Consider the following 18622-nt stretch of genomic DNA (forward strand, 5'->3'; position numbering starts at 1 on the left):
TGTGTCGTTTAAAACACAACAAATACTTTTTTTATACATAAAGTAACACTCAACTCTGGTGTTTAAAGGGAGTACGTTCTGGCATGTAATTTGATTAAAAACCAGACATGCGATCACAACGGACAATAAAAAGAGACGTGAGCTTTGAAGGCGTAGGACTGCACACCGGTACCCACTGCAGGGTGCATATACGACAGGCGCCGATAGACAACGGCATCGTCTTTCACAAGGTTGGCAGACTGGGCCTGAGTGCCAATTGGCTCGGCAAGCAGAGGCTGGACAGGTTGAGCAGGTTGGACAAGTTAAGCAGGCTGGGCAGGTTGAGCGGCTACAAGAGTGATGCCAATGCCCTGGAGGGTAGTTACAGCGAAGGCAGAGATATGTCGCTTGTTGCGCGTGTAAGTTCAGTTGTGGATACGGCATTTGCCACAACCCTGGGCAATGGCAGGGAGGTTGTGCGCACCGTGGAGCATTTGCTTGCAGTGCTGTCGGCTCTGTCCATTGACAACGTCGATATTGCGGTGGAGGGGTCGGAGATACCAATACTGGATGGCAGCGCCAAGGAAATTGCCGAGTTGGTACTGGATGCCGGTATCAAAAAACAACACAAGAAAATGCCCTTTATAAAGATACTCAGTCCCATCAAGCTGGAAGATAAGCACTCAAGCGTGGCGATCTATCCCTATGATGGCAGAAAGATAACATTCAGATTGTTCTTCGACGATCACTTTCTGGGTGAGCAGTACCTCTCGATAGACCTCAATGCGGATACCTTTATCGAGGACATAGCCCCGGCAAGGACGTTTGGCTTCCTCAAGGACGTCGAATACATCAGGGCAAATGGTCTGGCAAAGGGCGGTTCCCTGGACAATGCTGTGATATTCACCGAAGACTCCGTTGTCAACGAGTCGGGTTTGAGGTTTGAGGACGAGTGTGTGCGGCACAAGATTCTGGACAGCATCGGTGATTTTTCGCTCTTTGGCTTCCCGATAGAGGGGCACATCGTGGCAGATAAGTCCGGGCACACGACAAACGTAAAGTTTCTCAAAAAACTCATGACCTCCCCTGAGTGCTGGGAGATAGTCGCCGAAGAGGTGCAAAGCTCCCGTTATCCCGTCTTAAGTTACAGCTACATATAGGCATAAAAAGAAGGAAGAAAGGGATGACGTTCCCTATTGCTTGTATACAAGAAAGAAAGGGGCGGCTCCGCCCCCCTTCAGAACCCCCTGCAAGGGGACCAGTCCCCTTGACCCCATTATTTCACACTCAATTATCATGCCTGAAAAAACCTGTGTCATTTCAGCATACCATGAAATATAAAGAGGATACGAAAGAACCTTTATTACTCCGGCGGAAAAATCTTTCCGGGGTTGAGGATGTTTTTGGGGTCGAAGAGGTTTTTAATTCCCTTCATCAGGTCGATGTTTATCATGTCCAGTTCCATATCGATATACTTGGCTTTGGTGAGGCCTATGCCATGCTCACCCGAAAGGGTGCCTCCAAGGCTCAGAGTCAGTTCAAACAGTTGTCTGACCACCTTTTCGGCCTTGTTAAAGATATCCTGTTCGCTTTTGTCTGTCATGATATTAACGTGTATGTTGCCATCTCCGGCATGTCCAAAACATGCAATGGGCAGGTCGTGTTTCTCCGACAGCTTCTCTATTCCCATTAGCAACGCCGGAACCCTGTTTATGGGGACCACCACGTCTTCGTTTATCTTCGTCGGACTTATCTTATACAACGCTGCCGACACACTGCGCCGTGCATCCCACAGAAAATCACGCGACTGACTCTCAACGGCTACCTTGATCTTACCGCCAAACTCATTGCAGATGTTTGAGATCACATCGGCCTCCTTGGCCACAGTCCTGCGATTGCCGTCAACTTCGATCAGCAACAGCGCATCTATGTCCTCGGGAAACCCCACCTGCTTCAAACGATTAACCGCAAACAGTGTCAACTTGTCCATCAGCTCAAGGGTACGCGGGATGATACCCGATGCGATTATCTTTGCAACCGCCCTGCCGCTGTCCTCAACGCTCGCAAAGGCCGACAGCAACGTGATGATACTATCAGGTTTGGGCAACACCTTCAAGCGAATCTTGCTGATAGTGGCAAGCGTCCCCTCGGAACCAACCAGGAGCCTGGTTATGTCGTATCCCACAACGCCCTTGGCCGTCTTGACACCGGTGTTGATTACCCTGCCATCGGGCAGCACGGCCTCCAACTGCATCACGTAGTCGCGCGTAACGCCGTACTTGACCGCACGCGGTCCTCCGGCATTTTCTGCCACGTTGCCGCCAATGCTGCATATGTTGAGGCTTGCCGGATCGGGGGGATAAAAATAGCCCTTATCTTCAAGCTCTATCTGCAACAAGCCGTTTATGACCCCAGGCTCAACCACCACGTTGAGATTCTCCACGTCCAGCTCAATGATGCGGTTCATCTTTTCCAGACTCATCAGTATAGCGTTGGCCATCGGCACCGAACCGCCGGTCATACCGGTACCCGCCCCTCGGGGGATCAGCTTGTAGTTGTTTTCGTAGGCAAACCGTGTGATCTTCACTATGTCCGTGGTGGTTTGCGGCCACACCACCGCAGCAGGCGTGATGTCTATACCCGAGGCGTCGTAGCCGTAGCACAACAGCACCTCCTTATCCGTGGAGTACTGGTCGTCTGTCAGTACTTTGCTCAGACTCTTTATTCCCATAGGTTACTATTATATACCTTTTGATCTGTTTTGTGATATAGTATCCCAACGATATTAAAGTGTGTTAAAAAATTATTACGGGGGAATGACAGACATGAAGAGGATATTTTTAGTTATTTGTATTGCCCTTGTCTCACTGTCGCTGGCCGGGGGGCAGGAGCAGGATAATGTCAGCTTGGACATAGCCGCACTTGGTGCTAACAGCTCCGGAACCTTGCAGACAGTCATCGACGTACACGATCAAAGGGGTAAGAGCATCCAGGGGCTAAAGCCCGGAAACTTTACCCTGACCGTCGGTGACAAGAAGGCTAAAGGTTCCGCATTACAAAAAAAATATGAAGACCCCCTCTCCGTCATCATTGCCGTGGATGTCAGCGGCAGCATGAGCGGTGTTGCCCTCTCGGATACAAAAAAATACCTGTTCAATCTCATACATCAACTCAACGATGACAACCATATAATGCTGATAACCTTCGGCGGCGAAATCAGAGACGTCGTACACTTCACTCAAAACCGGGAACTGCTCTACAGTCAGATAGACAACTTAAAGGCGGTTGAGAAAAAGACCATCCTGTATCAGGCCGTCACAGACGGTATAAAGAAAGCCTCACGTGCCCCCACCTCAAAAACGGCTATCCTCCTGATAACCGACGGCAGAGACGAACACAGTCACCTCAATGAACAGGATGTCTTAAACACGGTGGAAAGCTCCTATATCCCGCTCTATACGATTACTCTGGGAAAGCATAAGCACACAGATGCCATCAAGAAGCTATCAGACATAAGCGGGGGCTACTTCCTGCTCTCTCCCAACCACAATGAGATCGTTCAGTTGGGCAGGATCATATCGGACATTGTTGACAGCAGGTACATTGTTGACTTTGACCTCACGCTGCCCCCGGGTAAATATACAGGCGTTGTCGGCTTCAACCACATGGGCAAGGAGCTGACCGCACAGAAGGAGTTTACCGTATCCACCGCCCCGGCTACCGCCACCATGACCACCCCAAAGGTTGAACACATCCCTGTTGAACGGACTCTTCAGGTTACACAAAGCAATTGGTCGGATAACAGATTGATCGTTATTTTGTTTATGCTTTTAGGATTGTCTGCCTTCTGCAATATCCTGCTGGCCTTGTGGGCACTGAGAAGGCCAAAGGAGTCGGCCACCACAAATGCTGCGGTAACGACAATCGATGACATCAACCGTAAGATCGATGCCATTACCAGCAAGGTATCAGAGCCAAGGCCGGAAGTCCCCTTTGAAGAAATAGTCTATAAGCTCAACGACGCAGGCAGCCGGATAACGGCCCTCACCGCTGAACTGAGAAATCTGCCCACGGAAGATGTAAGCCCGCTCATTGGCCGACTCGAAAGAGAGCTGGCAAAGATGGCAAGCGTCACGGGCATGGTGTCGGACAGAATGGAGGCGATGGATGCAGGCATAAAGGGCATTGCCAAAGAACTGGTAAAGACAAATGACAAGTTGCCGACCATTGTTATCCCGTCACAGGAAAGGCTGGAGCAGGGCATAAAAGCCCTCAGCAAAGAGGTCGCTACCCTCAGGGATGACCTGTCAGCGGACAAGTATGGTGATTCCTTTGAGAAGCTCTCAAATAGATTGGACGGGATCGAGGCGGCCATCACAGAGATTAGCGATTCGGCATGGCAAGATACTCAAAATACCAAGGATGCCATCAGTGAGCTGTTGCAGGTGTATAATATCCCTGATGATTTGTTAAAGTGCCAGGATAAAGATAAGCCTTTAGGTGATATTACCAAGGAGATTGCTAAACTGAAGGACTATTTCCCTTTCAACTACGACATTGGATCTAAGATAGATGCCCTTGCCGGCTCGCTTGAAGAAATCACAGACCGTTTAACAGACCGTTTAGATGATATCGAGATGGTTATAGCACATACCAACGACACAGCACAGCAAAAGACCGGAGATGCCATCAAGGGATTGTCGCAGTTGATACAGACGCCCCCTGATCTGACCTCGGCATATGCGCCGATGATTCAGAAGGTCGAGTCAGCCCTGGCCGATATTGCCGGGGAGATTGCACAGTTGAAGGACAAACCTGCCGCAAACAACGACACCGATAGGAAGATTGACGCCTTTGCGGCCTCGTTTAAGGCAATCGCAGGGCGACTCGATGAGATCGAAACGTTTATAGCAAAGACCAACGACGCAGCACAGCAAAAAACCGAGACCGGTTTCAAGGATTTATCGCGGTTGATTCAGACGTCGCCTGACTGGATACTGACATATGCGTCAACGGTTCAGGAGCTTGAAGCGGGTCTGCGGGACATTGCCGGCGAGGTCAGGCATTTGAGGGACAAGTCCCCCGCAGAGAACGGTGTTGACAGCAGCAATCTTGACAGTAAGATTAGTAGCCTGGGTGCCTCGTTTAAGCTAATCTCAGGGCGACTTGATGAGCTCGAAACATTTATTTCAAAGACGAACAAAATATTAAAGCAACAGACCCAGGATGGTCTCAATGGTTTATCCACGGCATTTGGGTCGTCGTTGAACACCTCCATGTCTGCGATATTGGCGGCGGTGCAGGGGAGGTTGCAAGAGCTGGAGACCTCCATAGCTACCATTGCCAAAGACCTCGCCAGTCTCAGAGACAACCCCCCGGTAACGTGGCCGGATAATATAAAGGGTTCCTTTGATGCACTCTCCAACAGGCTTGACGAAATAGAGGGCTTTATAGCAAAGACAAACAATACCATGAGACAACGCTCTGATGAACGGTTGCTGGAGTTCACTCAAACGCTTCAGACCTCCATAGACACGTCCGTGTCAGAGCGGATGGCAGAGGGAATAAGGAACCTCAATGACGAGCTTGTTGCGTTAAGGGAAAAGCTCTCCGACATGCCAATGGACAAGTCTGCCATGGAGACCCGCAGTTCAATAGACAAGGTTCAGAGTAGCCTGACGGAAAAGCTGGAGACTGCCATCAGGGGGCTCTACGACGAACTGGCGCAGCTCAAGGGCAAGCTCCCCGACATGGCAATTGTTTCGGAACTGGGCGTGAAGCTGGAGCAGTTGTCTCAACAGAGCAGGGAGGCGTTTTCAGGTACGGTGGATACGTTAAACGAAAAAACGACCGTTTTATTCCATGACCTTGGCGGCTCCTTACAGACAATAGGCAGCACCATTGACGGCATAGAGGATATTATCCGGAAGGTCTCCTACAATCTCAGCGATGATAACTCCGGCAGTGTCAAGGCACAGATTCTGACAGTCCGGGAAACAATGTCGGATATTATAAGGTTTCTGCTGGTGTTATCCGACAACCTCAGCGAAAATAACTCAGGCAGCATCAAGGAACAGATTATGGCAGTCCGGGAAACAATGTCGGATATTATAAGGTTTCTGCTGGTGTTATCCGACAACCTCAGCGAAAATAACTCCGACAGCATCAAGGAACAGATTATGGCACTGAGGGAAACGATGTCAGATATTATAAGGTTTCTGCTGTTGCTATCCGAAAGATAAGCTCAGGGGTGTAAACAGCCGTGTCACCAACTTTGCCTTGAGTTCCCTATATTTTACGCTTATTTATAGAGGGGGTGGGTGTGTTTTGGGCGCATTTTTGCATTTTAGTAGTCGATTTTTGCAATTGCATCTTGCAGATGACTTTGACTCATGTGTGCATATATAAGGGTAGTATTGTATGAACTGTGACCGAGTAGTTCTTGTACCGTTTGAAGACTGATCCCTTTTTGTACAAGTAATGATGCAAATGTATGTCTAAGATCGTGCAATCTGAACTCTCCAACGCCTGCTTTTTTAAAGTAAATTTTCATTCTGTGTGTGATAGTATCAGGTTTCATTTCGAATATCTTACCAATTCCACGACCATACTCTGTTATTATTTTTTCCAGCCCTTCAGATACAGGCACTTTTCGACTTTGATATGACTTGGTTTTTCTGAAAATAACACCATCTTCTTGAATATCTACCCATTGAAGCCTTTGTATCTCTGACCTTCTTCCTCCCGTGTGTAGATAGAGGGCGAACATTAACCGATACGTCTTATTGTCTCCTATCGCAGCGTATATCTTCTGTATTTGTTGTTCATTAAGAAAACGTGGAAATATCTTTTGTTCTCGTAGTTGCTTGTACCCTGCAATGGGATTAACTTTAAGGTATTCTCTTTCAACTGCCCATGAAAAGGCTGCTTTAATTCGCTTCATGTCTGAGTTTACAGTTCCAGGTTTGTTGTTGATAGCCCTGCAATAAGTTACATATGCGTCCATGTCCTGCTTTTTTATGACTGATATTTGCTTGCCTTGTCCGATTACCTTTGTGAATTTATCCAGTGATTTTTTTACATGTTTGAAAGTTTCACCCGCTCTGTTGCTATCACACCAGTCCAGATACGCTGTCACAAACTCTTGCAGCGACATGGTCGGCGTCCTGTCCAGCACAACCAGCTTGCCCTTGACGGCCTCCCGCTGGAGGGCGATAAACCGCATCTTGGCCTCGCGCTCGTCGCGTGTCTGCAAAGACCGCTTGTGCGTCCTGTCAATCTGCACATACCAGATGCCATTGTCTTCCCGTTTAAACAGTCTCATGCCATCAACTGATTTCATTTTACGCCTCTGATGATGGTTTTTGCAAATGCCCGCGCGCGGTCTACGTCTGACTGTAGATAGTCGTCAATGGCCTGTTGCGGGATGATATACCTGGTACCGATGCGCTTGTGGCGGATTTCACCGGAGATAAGCAGCGGACGCAGGGTATTCCACGACAGGCCGAGGACATAGCACGCCTCCCCGGGCGATAGTACGGCAGCGTTAGGCCGTGGCGGGGTCTTCTTAATCACTACTACATCCATCCTTGTTGTTTGAATATCCGTATTGCTTCTTCACGGCTCATTGGCTTCAACGGGATGTTGCAATTGCAACGTTTTCTCCTAAAATGTAAAAGCCCTTTCACTGCTGCCCAAAGTGCTCTAAACATGTCCTTCAATTCTCGCATTCAGTCCTTCCTAACGTTAGTGATAATCAGTTCTTTAACCTTACCCCGCCCGTTGCCATTGCAGTTGATCGAGTGTGGTGCCTCTACTTCGTGGATGTCGAAACAGCTATGAGCCTCCCATAGTCTCCAAATGAAATCAGTATTGCTATTGGATGCCAAGATATGACATCCCCTGTTTGACAAATCCGCGCACATACCAGCAAGTTCCATTTGGTCTTCTTCAGTAAAACCTTGTGCTGTGTATGCCGTGAACCCTCCGTGGTAGGGTGGATCACAGTAGATGAAATCGCCTGGTTTTGCAAATGACAACGTTTTAGTGAAATAAGAATGCTCTATTCTTTTATGGTTAGACAAAAAATCACTAATTGCCTCTATGTTTTTCGCCTCGTAAAGGTCAGGAGTATGGTATCGGCCATATGGGACGTTGAATTCTCCTTTCTTGTTGACTCGATAAAGCCCGTTGTAACAGGTCTTATTGAGATATATCAGTTGTCCTGCAATATGATATGGCATCGCTTTGTTTTTGTTGAAGTTTTCTCTTTGTTGTAAATAGAAATTAGCGTTATCAGCGCATCTGAGTTTGTCAAGAAATGCCATCAGGAAAGATGGACGTTTTTGGATAGCGATATATGACCATATTAATTCAAAATTACTATCCGCCAACAAGGCTTTTTCAGGCTTCAACGCAAACAGCAGCGCCCCTCCGCCCACAAACGGCTCAATATACCTGCCATACGTTTCCGGTACGTATTTCATCAGCTCCGGCAAAAGCCGTGTCTTACCTCCTGCCCATTTGAGGAATGGTTTCATGCTGTCTTCTTTTCGTCAAACAAGCCCTGTCGTGTGTCGATAAAGACAGGCTCGTCTAACAACCCTTCGATTTGCCCTGTTATTTCTGCTCTTAACTTTTCGTGCATATATCCTCCTTGTTTTATATCGGCCAGCGGGGCGTTGAAGCCCTCTGCCAGTCCGATAGTAATGCTCCCTAAGAAGCTGCGCACACTTTTACGTCAGTGCTCGACGTTATGTCTATTGTATCCACAGCGCCTATCTTTCATTTTACCCTCCTAAACACCATGTTGCTGACATATATCGTCCCCGTACTCGTTGTACTTCCTCGATTCTCACCGATGTAATATCCGTAACTTAGCATAACGTCCCACAAGAAAAACATTCTTGACTTATATCCTCTACGATAGTTTGGAGCGGCTACGTTAAGATTAAAGCCTAACATCTCAGTTATCTCTTCCCACGTAAGCGTCCCTTCCCAACCTGATGATAATAGATCAAAGAGCGTCATGCCCGAACCGCCATCTGTTTCTCAACGAACACCTTAACACCCGGGATGTCCGTGGCTCCCTTCAACGAGCGTACAACACCACGTATCGCCGTCATGTTGACCGTCTTGTACTGATCCGGCACCAGTTTGGCATCCACCACCTCAAAGTCCCAGACCTCCCGCTCGCTCACGCCTGAGACCTTCGGGATGTTGCTCACAAACAAGGGGGCCGGGGTATAGCCAGGAGCGTCCAAGATGGCAATAGCGCCCTCTGTATCTCCTGCCGCTTCCAGGGCTACAGCCTCTTGCAGACGTATCTCCTCCTGGTGTTTCTTCGCCTCTGCTTCCAGCCTGGCCTGCAACACCTTGCGCTTTTCTTCTTCTGCCTTCAGGTAGGCCGTCATCTTGCCCTTGATAATATCCTCGGCCTCTTGTAAGGGTGTCAACCTTTCGGATTCATCCTTAACCAATCCTTTATGGGCTTCGCTTGCTTTCTTTTTATGCGGGGCAAACAGGCATTTAACCTCGTTTATCAACCCCTTAACACCCTTTAAAACATTGGCAGCAAATTCGTAGGAACCCATATCTGTTATGTTGAGGCTGTCAACCTGCCTTTTGATCTCTGAACTCTTCACCTCTATCTCTACAGTGAAGGCTTCTATTGCAATCATATCAATCCGTTCTCCTTCTTGTATTTGCACACAGCCAACGCTGACAGGAATACGTCCTTGTCCGTGTGGTTTGCGTGTTGTTCCAACTTGTACGTCTCGTCCTTGCCGAGATACAGCGCATATCTCTGACAGCGCACTTTCTTTTCCCAGCCCTTTTCTTCACCCAGCGCTACCATGTACGCAGCCGTTTGCAGAGCGTCACACGGCTGCTTTACCCCGCTCTTGATATCAAGGATGCAATAGATTTCATTGATGGTGCCGGTACGGTCAAGTGTGCCCGCAAACCCGTAGATGCGTGAACACACGCGATACTCTATCAGCTCAGGTTTAAAACCGGACTCCACCTTGAATTTCTTGTACGCTTCGACGTAGCCTCTCAGGCTTTCGTCCAAATCTGTTTCATCCAGGTCGTCTCTGTCCAAAAGTTCACATGCCAGGTGGACATATTTGCCTCTGGTTGCGTGTTCATCGGTCATAAACTCATGACCTTTGTATAACTCCATCGCTAACAAAATTTGAGTCACCGATGGTTGTACAACACCGTTTAGCGTATAGGTATGTGTTGCATCGTCAAAGGATACATCTACCATCAAACCACCTCAGCTTCTAAAGGCTTATCAAAAAGATGCTCGCTTGCCGTTTCTTTTGCCGCCTCCGTTTTACTCTTTGGAGGTTTTATCCCATTGTCGGGTTGAGGTACAGGTAGCTCTAGTACCTCATCGCCAAAGGACACTTGCATATCTTCTTCATCCATTGCCGCAGCCTGATAGAATTCTGCACTCATGGGCAGTAACTTTGCGAGTGATCTGAGGACTGTCTTTTTTGCCATTGCCGGGTAGTGGTCATGCCAGGGGCTAACTTTACTTTTATTTTTTGCCTTATTGGCAATTGCATCGATATCCTCTTTCCACATAAACTGGAACTGTTTGCCTCCGTCTTTAAGTTCAGCAACGGCATAAGCACCGATTATCTGATTACTGCGCCTGGATGGTGGCAACGGTGAATGTGTTAGCACCGGGTTAAGGCCGAGTTCAAGATTGAAAGGTTCGCCTTCATATACTACCTCTGCCAACACTGTTATGAGTTTACCGCTTCTGCGTGCCAGGTCGTAGAGGCCCTTGTAACCAACGATCAGTTGTACGTCCGTCTTGTTCTCTTTGTTATTCCTGAACGGGACAAGATAAGCATGTCCCAGGAATGAGCCGAGCTGTAAACCCAATTGCGATAGCTGCATCAGGCAGCGGATCAACGTCATTGGGTCACAGTCAAGCAGTCCTGGTGTTGACTGTATATCCGTTAGTGCCGCTCGTGTAAAGACGTCAAGGGATACATGTTTTGGCAGGGCCATTGCAAGTTGCGTTTTGTGTTTGTCTATCAGACCCCTTACGGTGCGAACCTTCTGATCTCTTAATGCTGGTGTTAATTCAGACATATATCCTCCTTTATCTTCCTTTCTATCCGCTTGCCCGCTGTAAGCATAGCCCGCTTGTGCTCACCCTTGAGCAAACAGGCAAAGACGTGTTCCATCCTCTCACCGAGGTCGAGCCGTATCTGCACCCACTTGTCGGTGAAGGTGCCAGTGTGGTCGCTGTCCTCAACCTGCACAGCGTTGATAGTAACAGGTGCGTTGCCGAATGCGACGTAGGCCGCAGCGTTGCCGCCTACCTGCGTGCGCTTCGCTATTAGCAGGTCTATGAGTTCGTCTATTGTCATTTTTTATCTCCTTTCATATTTTGTTTCGGCCAGGTCTCCCACCGGAGCGGGAGAGAGTCGGGCTATCTACGGTCGCTCTCCTTTCTCCGCCCGGCCTGTGGTGTTTGTTTCGCCGTTTCTATTTGTCGGCTTCGGGGCATCCTGTTCTATGCCGCATAATTCCATACGGTATTCCACAGCCAACTCAGGAACCCTTTCCTGTTACGCTGACTTGCAAGGTACTGTCTTTTCCAGCGACGGTAGTTATTCCTTGTCTCCTTTGTGTAGCCTGGCATACTGTATCCGTACAATTTTTTCATACAACCTCCTTTTTATTCAGCCCTTCTACGTAATCAATGGCGTTCGGCCAGGTTTTTTCGCCAACTTCGCCAGCGTCCTTCTTCCACTCCAGGTCGGCATGACTGTTGATTGTCGGCAGCCTCCACGGGCCGGGGGGCTTTGTTGCTTGCGGTTCTATTGCTTGTTCTTCTATCATTAAATGCCTCCTTTCGGGTGAGGGCTTGCCACCCTCCCCCCTGGTTTGATTGTTATATGTCGGGGCAGTATCCCATCTGTGACGCTATCATCTGTGCCTCCGGTGACAAGTCCCAGATTGCCAGATAGCCGTTGGTTAAACTCTCCAACTCTGACTCGATTACCTCCATCTCCGTCAGCCCGAGCGCACAGGCTATCTGGGCTATTGCCGTGGTCGGTGTTGCTGGTGCTGTCTGCGCTGTTGTCATCATCGTTGCCTCCTGTGTTGTCTCATGGTTATAGTATAGCACATGCTATAGAGAATGTCAATAGCTATTGTTATGCAATGAAAAATATTTTTTACCCCCCCCAACCCGGCACCACGGCTTGAGTTTACGGGTTGGTGGTGGGTGTGGTATAGTAGAGGTATGGAGACACGGGTATGGATATAATGGAAATAAAGTTTTCTGTTGTTATGTAAAGATATTAAGAAATAAAAAAGATGACGGCTCTATAGAAAGATTAAAGCAGGAGGGGATCACAAAAAACATGATAACATTTGACTGTCAAATAGTGGCTATTGCACTAACACATGGAGCTTCATATATTTATAGTCATGATAAGGGGTTAAGTAAATTTGCGTACAATCAAATAAAAATAGAGGAATTACCGGAAATAACACCCAAATTAATGCTATTTGATAAGTAATTAAGAATTTTAATTCTGTAGAATTCTACGGAATTAAAGTTGTTTCAAAAGCACCGAGGTTTAAACTTGTCATCGTTTAGTATCGTGACCGTATCGCCGCTCTGCCCGATAACAAACAGTCCTTTTTGATAAGCATATCGATCAACCCCTTTGTTTATGACAATGCCTGCTACGGCACCTATGACCTGCCGGTCAGCGTAAGTAGGAAATGCTTGTTTAAACTTGGACAGTCTGGTCAGGTGATCATTCACATCGTCTACCCCTAATGTACTCTTAACCTCTATTGCTACTACGTATTCACCATTAACAGCCAGGATATCTATTTCCATGTTAGCGTCTTCTTCGTCGCTTTCAGCGCCTTTAAAAATATTCTTTAGAACAATCCCGCGTTCCTTAAACATCTTCTTTGTTGCCGGTAAAACTAACCCTACCACAAAGTTGCCCCACTTGCCAGTTAGTGCGTTAACGGTCTCCCGTGTTTCTCTAAGACCTGCGACTACATCTTTAAGCTCTTTTCCTCTTTCCTCAGAATCCTTCCTCATCCTCTCAAAGTCCTTCCCGATAGCCTCAAAGCCCATCATTACATCTTCAAACGTCATGGCGTTACCTCACTCTTTGTCTTTTTTCTTTGATTGCTTAGGATTTTTCAGTATCTTTTTTACTTCTTTGTCGAAGTTGGTTAGATAGTTTTTACCATCATCGGCAGTTATTAGAATTTTTCTAATAGCTGAATCTTCCTGTAATTCGCCGCTTTTGAATATTTCTTTTAGGTGGTAGTTTATGGTAGGTATCTCAACACCAAATAAATCCGCCATTCTCTTTTGACTAAGGCAGAATGTCTCATCTTTAAAAAACACCTCGATGTGCATATTGCCGTCCGCCGAGGAATAAAAGATTATATCCGAAGATTTTGGCATTATGTTATTGTCATCCATACTACCTCATTACATCCTATAGTGTTTTTAGCATAGCCGGTATCGCCTCCAGTGCCCATTGTGCCGTCTCCGGTGATATCTTATATCCGTGTGAGGCTATGTTCTCAAACTCTGAGAAAACTAACATGTCTTTCCAGTCGGATAATTTCATTTGATCTGCTTTGTGCAAAGCATTTACGTATGTTCCTAATGTTGGTTTATCTCTGAGTGCTACCTGCTTTTCTTCACATATTCTCCTCAGCATAGATTCTGTTAACACCCTTAGTCCCGTTATTGCCAAAAACGGATAGACATCAACTACCGACTTTAGATAGTCTAAGTATGCCTCTTCATTTAGCTCTAAAGGTTCTCTTACCACTAAATCCTCCTCTCTATACCCACTAAATTTTGCTGTCAACGCCGGTAGCGTTGCGTCTAATATACCTATATTGTCGTCCATGTCGCCTCCGTTTGTCAATGTTATACAGTTCAATTTTCTTATTTTGAATTAGATATTTGAGCATTAGTAAAAATCTCTATTACTTTAGCGGCAACAGGAGCTGGGATTTTCTTTTGTTTGACTTGGTTTATAATGTAATCAGGGAATTTGTTAGTAATGTAGTTTTGTCGAAGCCAAGCTCTAAATTCACCTAATGCTGAATCTGGATATGCAAATGCCGATTGAGGATTACTCTTCGACTGAGAATAATAAAGTGGATATTCGTGTTCATATTTAATCCTCTTACCATGCGTATTTGACATGTTGTTTTCTTCCCAATGAGAACTCCAGAGCTTCCCCACTGAAATATCTGGGACTACTTTATCACTTATCATAACACCAGACCGGATCATTGGAACTATCATAGATGCAATTTCACGAAAGATACTGAAATAACCGAAAGGAACAGAATCTGAAAGCATGTCAACACGATCATGAAAGTGTTTCCAACCATCTAAGATTTTTTGATCAGGGGCGTAGCCGGTAGCTTTATAAATAAAAAGGCGGAATGTAGTTCGAGCAAGTGTACGGAATGCATTAATAGCTTCCTCTTTTTTTTCTTTTGAAACGAATGCGTAATATTCAAGTATTGCAAGACAAACCGGCTCAGTATATACGTTTACAGTAGTTCCATTAAGATCAGACTTAAGGTATAGGTTATTTTCAAAATAACCGGATTCCTCAAGCATTTGATTTATAGCCATGCCACGTTCTTTACTTTTTTCATCAGGCCAATTAATCGCTAAACGATTTAATACACTACGATTAACGCCACACATTTTCGCAAGGCCATTCTCAGAGAGATATGGAATACCATTTTCAAGAACGCCCATTTCTATTCCATTGTGTTCGACTTGTTTTTCGATGTGGAAAAGATCGTGTGGAATATATATTGGGGATGCCCCCAAAACAGCCTTTCCCACTCCTAACTCATTGTTTCAAATACTTTATTGTTGCCCCCTACGTTCTCCTCTGATGGATATTTAGACATATCATTACTCCTTTTCTTATCTATGATTTAACAAGCAGGGCAAGCCCCACTGTTTTTAAACTGACACGTTACCGATTCACTTAATTCGTTGCTTTTTAAAATCCTCATCCTTCTTCGTTCTTGTTATCTCCTGTTTTGAGCCGTTTTACCGATAGGAAAACCTGTTATCGGGCGTTAGCTAACCCTACTTCTACAGATTGCTTAAAATTTTTAAGACTTTACACATATTAACCCCGTTCATTGCAATTTCTTTTTTCTTAATCACAATTGGCTTGTAGCTAATATTAAGAGCCGTAAGAACTATATTATCTCCGGCATCATTGAAAATCTTTAATGTAGTCTCATCATCCATGAAGAAGAGAACATAATCACCATTCCTAATCTCTACAACCCCACTCTTGACTGCAAGTACCAAATCTCCTGGATATATCCGTGGTAACATGCTATCCCCTTCTGCTACAACCCAAAAACAATTTTGCTCTGGGTTTGGGATACCCCTTACTCCACTTACTGGCACTGAAAACATGCTAATCAACTCTCCTCTTGTTATCCCGTTTACCCCACATTTTACCCCGTCATACACGGGAATCATGACAATGTCTCTTTCAATTGTTACGTTTTTATTTTTTCTTATTATGTCTGGAATATTCTCACTTGATGGCACTAAACAATTAACATCCCCTGTCTCATGTGCACGCTCTATTGCATCCATTGTAATCCCAAATGCTTGTGAAATTTCCTTTAAGGCTTTTTTGCCAACATTCCTGTAGCCAGTTCTCCATTGACTTATAATATTTGGGTCTTTGTTCAGCTTGTTAGCCAAGTCAATAGGTTTCCACCCTTTTGAGCGAAGCAAATAATCTACAATTTCCTTATATTCCATACATCCAATCATAACACACGCTATAACAAACACATAACAAGCGTTCGCTATTGTTTAAAAGTTTATCTTGACATATCCATATAGCATGAGCTATTGTTATAGTTATGAGTATACGGGAATATATACAACAGAAAGGGCTGACGCTAACAGAAGCAGCCAACAGGCTAAGGATAAGCCAGCCATACTTATCGCAAATTGTGAATGGAAATAGAGGGATTTCAAGGTATGTGGCTCTTGCAATAGAGAAAGAGACAGCAGGGCAAATCCAAGCATCCGACCTACGCCCGGACATCTTCAAGAAGCTGGCGAAGGCCAAGTCCTTCTCCCTCCCGCCGGAGGCGTCGTGATGTGCGTGGTATGTCTGCTGCTGGCTGCCCATGTCTTTAGCCTACCACGGTTGAGGGGCGGGGTCAAGGTTTACTTTGTTTACATTGCAAACATAACGAACAATGAGAGAAAAGGAGATGTCAGATAAGTTGGATGACACAATATCGTTTCGGGTAACACCTCGAATCAGCCAGGAGCTTGACAGGCTACCGAAAAACAAGAGGTCTGCCATATTCGCAAAAGTGCGTAAGTGCTTGTCTAAGGAGTTGCATAACATAAAATACAATCCTACGGAGTGGGGGCTTGATATAGAGGATAATTATGAAGACTAATATTGACCTGGCTGACATCGACCGCAGGCTGGCAAAAGTAGAATCGTCGTGGAAGAACTTCCTGCTGCTGAGGCTCGTTCGGGACGCCAAGGCGGAGAGAAAGCCACGACACCCTTTCGGCAATGGCATATGCAAGGCCGTGAGGGAATACGAGTACAGCAAGGAGACGGAGGGATGACGGTAATCCACGACATCTGCCAGGACTGCCCGTATAGTCGGCAACGCTGCCCCGATTGCTACCAGCCAACGTGCGTCTGGACGGAGGGTGAACGCTACGGGGCCAGGCCGGATGATTGCCCGAAAGTCACGGGGGTATACAAATGACAACAATCAATCAACACATAGGAGGAACACATGATAAAAATTAAGGTTGTGGACAACAACGACAGGGTAATTATGGAGTCACTATGACCGAAGACATCGACAAGTATCACTTTGAAAAAGGTAGAGAGGCCGGCATGTATTTAGCCGGCATCCTCTCTGTAATACCACGAGACCTGGTATTTGATGTTATAGAGCATATGGATTTTAACCCAGTCGTCTACTTAATGCAGAGTCAAAATCCGTCTCTTAGCGAGAAGTCTGACTAATGTTGCCTGCAAGGTCATACTGCTTAGACAGAAAATCGATCAACCTTGAAGCGACACGCTCAAATGCGTCCTGTTCTTCACTGCTTGGTCTTTTCTCTGAAGAAGCCCCTCTATGCACAGTAACAGTTTCTTCTGGTACTTTTATCCCAGAAGAGAACAGAAGCTCTTTCGCCAGACTTAAAACAAACTCAGCCTTTTGTTGTTCAGCCTTATCCATATCCTCACCCCCTTTCTGTTGTAAGTTGATCGACTGTCAATATTATAGCAGAAGGGGTGGGAACTGGGCAGGCAATAACGCCGGTTTCACCGGTGGAAATGGAAAAGGCCGCATTCGCTGTGCGGCCTTAAAAGGGAACGAAATTACTCAATGCGAAAACAGCTTCATCAACACGGCTATGGCTGCAATCCCCGCAGCCATGATAGTACCTAATCGGACAGACAGTCGAAGTTCAAGCTCTTTCATGTCGCGTCTAAGCAAGTCCATGTCCCGTTTAAGCGCAACTTCAAGGTCTTTCATATCACGTTTAAGCGCGACTTCAAGTTCTTTCAAGTCCCGCTTTGTGGCTAATCCTTCTTCTATCAAATCTGACATAGCCTCTGCCTGTACCTCGGCCTGTTCTTCCGTAAACCCCACGGCCTTTAGCTTCTTTACATATGCGTGGGTGTCAAATATCAACGTATCATTCATAACATACCTCCGTACTTCATTGTATCATATTATCATGGCAATACTCAAAAATTCACCCCCCTTGACAACCACCCCACTTACGCTGGTTTCACTGGCGAGAACGAAAAAAGGCCGCCTTTGCGGGACGGCCTCGATAAGTACAAGAGGTATATTTAGTATGACAAACCCAGTAGAAAAAAAGCAAGCAGAAGTTTCAAACAACGAGATCGTAATCTACGAAAAGAACGGCCAACTTTTCACCACTTCAAGAGAGGTCGCCGATAAATTTGGCAAGAGACATGCACATGTCCTGGAAGCAATCAAAGGGCTTGAAATACCAGAGGATTTTAGAGAGCCGAATTTTCGGTTATCCTCCGAGCCTCTTGCAAAACTCCTAAACTAAACCTTTTTTAGTTCTCTTTGTGCTATAATATAACACCTAAATATAATAGATTAAAAGGAGAACATAATGTTATTAGAGAGTATATCATGGTTAGCAGGAAATATACAACGGGTACTGTTCCCAGAGTTGGAAGAAATACTTACCGATTCAATAACCAAGAAACAAAAGCAGTTAGTTACAATCCTGGAGATAGTTCAGATAGAAAGACATATGTGGTGGGTAGACAGTCAATGCATAGGTCGTAAACTCAAGGAGAGGTATGCAATTGGCAGAGCGTTTGTAGCCAAAGTTGTCTATAATTACCCTACGACAAGTCTTTTGATAGAATCTCTAAAAACGATGCCAAATCTGAGAAAGATATGTGGATTTGCTAAAATACAAGATATACCATCAGAATCAACATTCTCACGTGCTTTTGCTGAATATGCACTACATGGGATAGGTGATAAAGTGCATGAAGCGTTAATTAAAGAGTATCTAAGG

At 45.9% G+C, this 18622-nt stretch carries 28 protein-coding genes; 10 read left to right on the forward strand and 18 right to left on the reverse strand.

The genetic code is table 11. The annotated features are described in order from the left end of the window. The first annotated feature begins 107 nt into the window (after positions 1 to 107). Positions 108 to 1139, forward strand: coding sequence for a UDP-3-O-acyl-N-acetylglucosamine deacetylase (gene lpxC, locus Mcas_RS09040; protein ID WP_052567080.1), 1032 nt, complete (start codon positions 108 to 110; stop codon positions 1137 to 1139). Between the two features lie 203 nt (positions 1140 to 1342). Here the strand turns inward: lpxC and Mcas_RS09045 are convergent, their stop codons facing one another. Then, positions 1343 to 2710 carry an FAD-binding oxidoreductase gene (locus tag Mcas_RS09045; RefSeq protein WP_040335201.1) on the reverse strand — a complete coding sequence of 456 codons (1368 nt, stop codon included), beginning with the start codon at positions 2708 to 2710 and terminating at the stop codon, positions 1343 to 1345. 94 nt (positions 2711 to 2804) lie between these two features. Between Mcas_RS09045 and Mcas_RS09050 the strand changes: the two genes are divergently transcribed. Next, positions 2805 to 6221 (forward strand): VWA domain-containing protein, encoded by a 3417-nt coding sequence (locus Mcas_RS09050; RefSeq protein WP_040335202.1) that lies wholly within the window; start codon positions 2805 to 2807, stop codon positions 6219 to 6221. 104 nt (positions 6222 to 6325) lie between these two features. Here Mcas_RS09050 and Mcas_RS09055 read toward each other — a convergent pair whose 3' ends face one another. The 10 genes from Mcas_RS09055 to Mcas_RS09100 all read right to left on the reverse strand — a co-directional run bounded on the left by Mcas_RS09055 (position 6326) and on the right by Mcas_RS09100 (position 12097). After that, positions 6326 to 7321 (reverse strand): tyrosine-type recombinase/integrase, encoded by a 996-nt coding sequence (locus Mcas_RS09055; protein ID WP_040335203.1) that lies wholly within the window; start codon positions 7319 to 7321, stop codon positions 6326 to 6328. Continuing rightward, positions 7318 to 7554 (reverse strand): excisionase family DNA-binding protein, encoded by a 237-nt coding sequence (locus Mcas_RS09060; protein ID WP_040335204.1) that lies wholly within the window; start codon positions 7552 to 7554, stop codon positions 7318 to 7320. The genes Mcas_RS09055 and Mcas_RS09060 overlap by 4 nt, the downstream gene beginning before the upstream one ends. A 155-nt stretch (positions 7555 to 7709) precedes the next feature. Next, on the reverse strand, positions 7710 to 8519 hold the full coding sequence (locus Mcas_RS09065) for a DNA adenine methylase (RefSeq protein ID WP_040335205.1): 810 nt from the start codon (positions 8517 to 8519) through the stop codon (positions 7710 to 7712). A 486-nt stretch (positions 8520 to 9005) separates the two neighbouring features. Further along, complete coding sequence (locus Mcas_RS09075) at positions 9006 to 9659, reverse strand: hypothetical protein (RefSeq protein ID WP_040335207.1); 654 nt, start codon at positions 9657 to 9659, stop codon at positions 9006 to 9008. After that, positions 9656 to 10249 carry a PD-(D/E)XK nuclease family protein gene (locus Mcas_RS09080; protein WP_040335208.1) on the reverse strand — a complete coding sequence of 198 codons (594 nt, stop codon included), beginning with the start codon at positions 10247 to 10249 and terminating at the stop codon, positions 9656 to 9658. The genes Mcas_RS09075 and Mcas_RS09080 overlap by 4 nt, the downstream gene beginning before the upstream one ends. Continuing rightward, positions 10249 to 11091, reverse strand: a complete 843-nt coding sequence (locus Mcas_RS09085) for a recombinase RecT (protein WP_052567081.1) — start codon at positions 11089 to 11091, stop codon at positions 10249 to 10251. The genes Mcas_RS09080 and Mcas_RS09085 overlap by 1 nt, the downstream gene beginning before the upstream one ends. Then, positions 11079 to 11372 (reverse strand): hypothetical protein, encoded by a 294-nt coding sequence (locus tag Mcas_RS09090; protein ID WP_040335209.1) that lies wholly within the window; start codon positions 11370 to 11372, stop codon positions 11079 to 11081. The genes Mcas_RS09085 and Mcas_RS09090 overlap by 13 nt, the downstream gene beginning before the upstream one ends. Before the next feature lie 146 nt (positions 11373 to 11518). After that, positions 11519 to 11671 carry a hypothetical protein gene (locus Mcas_RS18150; RefSeq protein ID WP_156033288.1) on the reverse strand — a complete coding sequence of 51 codons (153 nt, stop codon included), beginning with the start codon at positions 11669 to 11671 and terminating at the stop codon, positions 11519 to 11521. Further along, positions 11668 to 11847 carry an Lcl C-terminal domain-containing protein gene (locus tag Mcas_RS09095; protein WP_040335210.1) on the reverse strand — a complete coding sequence of 60 codons (180 nt, stop codon included), beginning with the start codon at positions 11845 to 11847 and terminating at the stop codon, positions 11668 to 11670. Before Mcas_RS09095 ends, Mcas_RS18150 begins: the two co-directional genes overlap by 4 nt. Before the next feature lie 52 nt (positions 11848 to 11899). Next, positions 11900 to 12097, reverse strand: a complete 198-nt coding sequence (locus tag Mcas_RS09100; RefSeq protein WP_040335211.1) for a hypothetical protein — start codon at positions 12095 to 12097, stop codon at positions 11900 to 11902. Positions 12098 to 12161: 64 nt separating this feature from the next. Between Mcas_RS09100 and Mcas_RS18155 the strand changes: the two genes are divergently transcribed. After that, positions 12162 to 12533 carry a hypothetical protein gene (locus Mcas_RS18155; RefSeq protein WP_156033289.1) on the forward strand — a complete coding sequence of 124 codons (372 nt, stop codon included), beginning with the start codon at positions 12162 to 12164 and terminating at the stop codon, positions 12531 to 12533. Between the two features lie 44 nt (positions 12534 to 12577). Here the strand turns inward: Mcas_RS18155 and Mcas_RS09105 are convergent, their stop codons facing one another. The 5 genes from Mcas_RS09105 to Mcas_RS09125 form a co-directional block, all read right to left on the reverse strand. After that, positions 12578 to 13132, reverse strand: coding sequence for a hypothetical protein (locus Mcas_RS09105; protein WP_040335212.1), 555 nt, complete (start codon positions 13130 to 13132; stop codon positions 12578 to 12580). A 9-nt stretch (positions 13133 to 13141) separates the two neighbouring features. Further along, a complete protein-coding gene (locus tag Mcas_RS09110) occupies positions 13142 to 13468 on the reverse strand; it encodes a virulence RhuM family protein (RefSeq protein WP_040335213.1) in 327 nt (108 codons plus the stop codon). A gap of 16 nt (positions 13469 to 13484) precedes the next feature. Next, positions 13485 to 13907 carry a hypothetical protein gene (locus tag Mcas_RS09115; RefSeq protein ID WP_040335214.1) on the reverse strand — a complete coding sequence of 141 codons (423 nt, stop codon included), beginning with the start codon at positions 13905 to 13907 and terminating at the stop codon, positions 13485 to 13487. A gap of 38 nt (positions 13908 to 13945) precedes the next feature. Then, positions 13946 to 14869 (reverse strand): BstA C-terminal domain-containing protein, encoded by a 924-nt coding sequence (locus Mcas_RS09120; RefSeq protein WP_052567082.1) that lies wholly within the window; start codon positions 14867 to 14869, stop codon positions 13946 to 13948. Positions 14870 to 15127: 258 nt separating this feature from the next. Further along, the gene (locus Mcas_RS09125; RefSeq protein ID WP_040335215.1) at positions 15128 to 15820 is read right to left on the reverse strand and encodes an XRE family transcriptional regulator; all 693 of its coding nucleotides are present in this window, start codon (positions 15818 to 15820) and stop codon (positions 15128 to 15130) included. A gap of 104 nt (positions 15821 to 15924) precedes the next feature. On the opposite strand from Mcas_RS09125, the gene Mcas_RS09130 reads away from it, so the two are divergent. From Mcas_RS09130 to Mcas_RS09145, 5 genes are all read left to right on the forward strand, one after another. Further along, positions 15925 to 16167 (forward strand): transcriptional regulator, encoded by a 243-nt coding sequence (locus Mcas_RS09130; RefSeq protein ID WP_040335216.1) that lies wholly within the window; start codon positions 15925 to 15927, stop codon positions 16165 to 16167. A gap of 117 nt (positions 16168 to 16284) precedes the next feature. After that, positions 16285 to 16479, forward strand: coding sequence for a hypothetical protein (locus Mcas_RS09135; RefSeq protein WP_040335217.1), 195 nt, complete (start codon positions 16285 to 16287; stop codon positions 16477 to 16479). Further along, positions 16469 to 16657, forward strand: a complete 189-nt coding sequence (locus Mcas_RS09140; protein WP_040335218.1) for a hypothetical protein — start codon at positions 16469 to 16471, stop codon at positions 16655 to 16657. The genes Mcas_RS09135 and Mcas_RS09140 overlap by 11 nt, the downstream gene beginning before the upstream one ends. Then, positions 16654 to 16803, forward strand: coding sequence for a hypothetical protein (locus Mcas_RS18160; protein ID WP_156033290.1), 150 nt, complete (start codon positions 16654 to 16656; stop codon positions 16801 to 16803). Before Mcas_RS09140 ends, Mcas_RS18160 begins: the two co-directional genes overlap by 4 nt. Before the next feature lie 83 nt (positions 16804 to 16886). Continuing rightward, entirely contained in the window at positions 16887 to 17069 is a 183-nt protein-coding gene (locus Mcas_RS09145) for a hypothetical protein (RefSeq protein WP_040335219.1), read from the forward strand. On the opposite strand, the gene Mcas_RS09150 is transcribed toward Mcas_RS09145, so the two are convergent. Both Mcas_RS09150 and Mcas_RS09155 read right to left on the reverse strand, forming a co-directional pair. Beyond that, positions 17050 to 17286: a hypothetical protein gene (locus tag Mcas_RS09150; protein ID WP_040335220.1), complete on the reverse strand. Its 237-nt coding sequence runs from the start codon at positions 17284 to 17286 to the stop codon at positions 17050 to 17052. The genes Mcas_RS09145 and Mcas_RS09150 overlap by 20 nt on opposite strands. A gap of 147 nt (positions 17287 to 17433) precedes the next feature. After that, entirely contained in the window at positions 17434 to 17757 is a 324-nt protein-coding gene (locus Mcas_RS09155; protein ID WP_040335221.1) for a CCDC90 family protein, read from the reverse strand. Positions 17758 to 17914: 157 nt separating this feature from the next. On the opposite strand from Mcas_RS09155, the gene Mcas_RS18490 reads away from it, so the two are divergent. Both Mcas_RS18490 and Mcas_RS09165 read left to right on the forward strand, forming a co-directional pair. Further along, positions 17915 to 18139, forward strand: a complete 225-nt coding sequence (locus Mcas_RS18490; RefSeq protein WP_040335222.1) for a Rha family transcriptional regulator — start codon at positions 17915 to 17917, stop codon at positions 18137 to 18139. A gap of 66 nt (positions 18140 to 18205) precedes the next feature. Continuing rightward, a partial coding sequence (locus tag Mcas_RS09165; RefSeq protein ID WP_162176292.1) for a transposase occupies positions 18206 to 18622 on the forward strand: 417 nt, incomplete at its 3' end.

This window comes from Candidatus Magnetobacterium casense (assembly GCF_000714715.1).
GTDB classification, from domain to species: Bacteria; Nitrospirota; Thermodesulfovibrionia; order Thermodesulfovibrionales; family Magnetobacteriaceae; genus Magnetobacterium; species Magnetobacterium casense.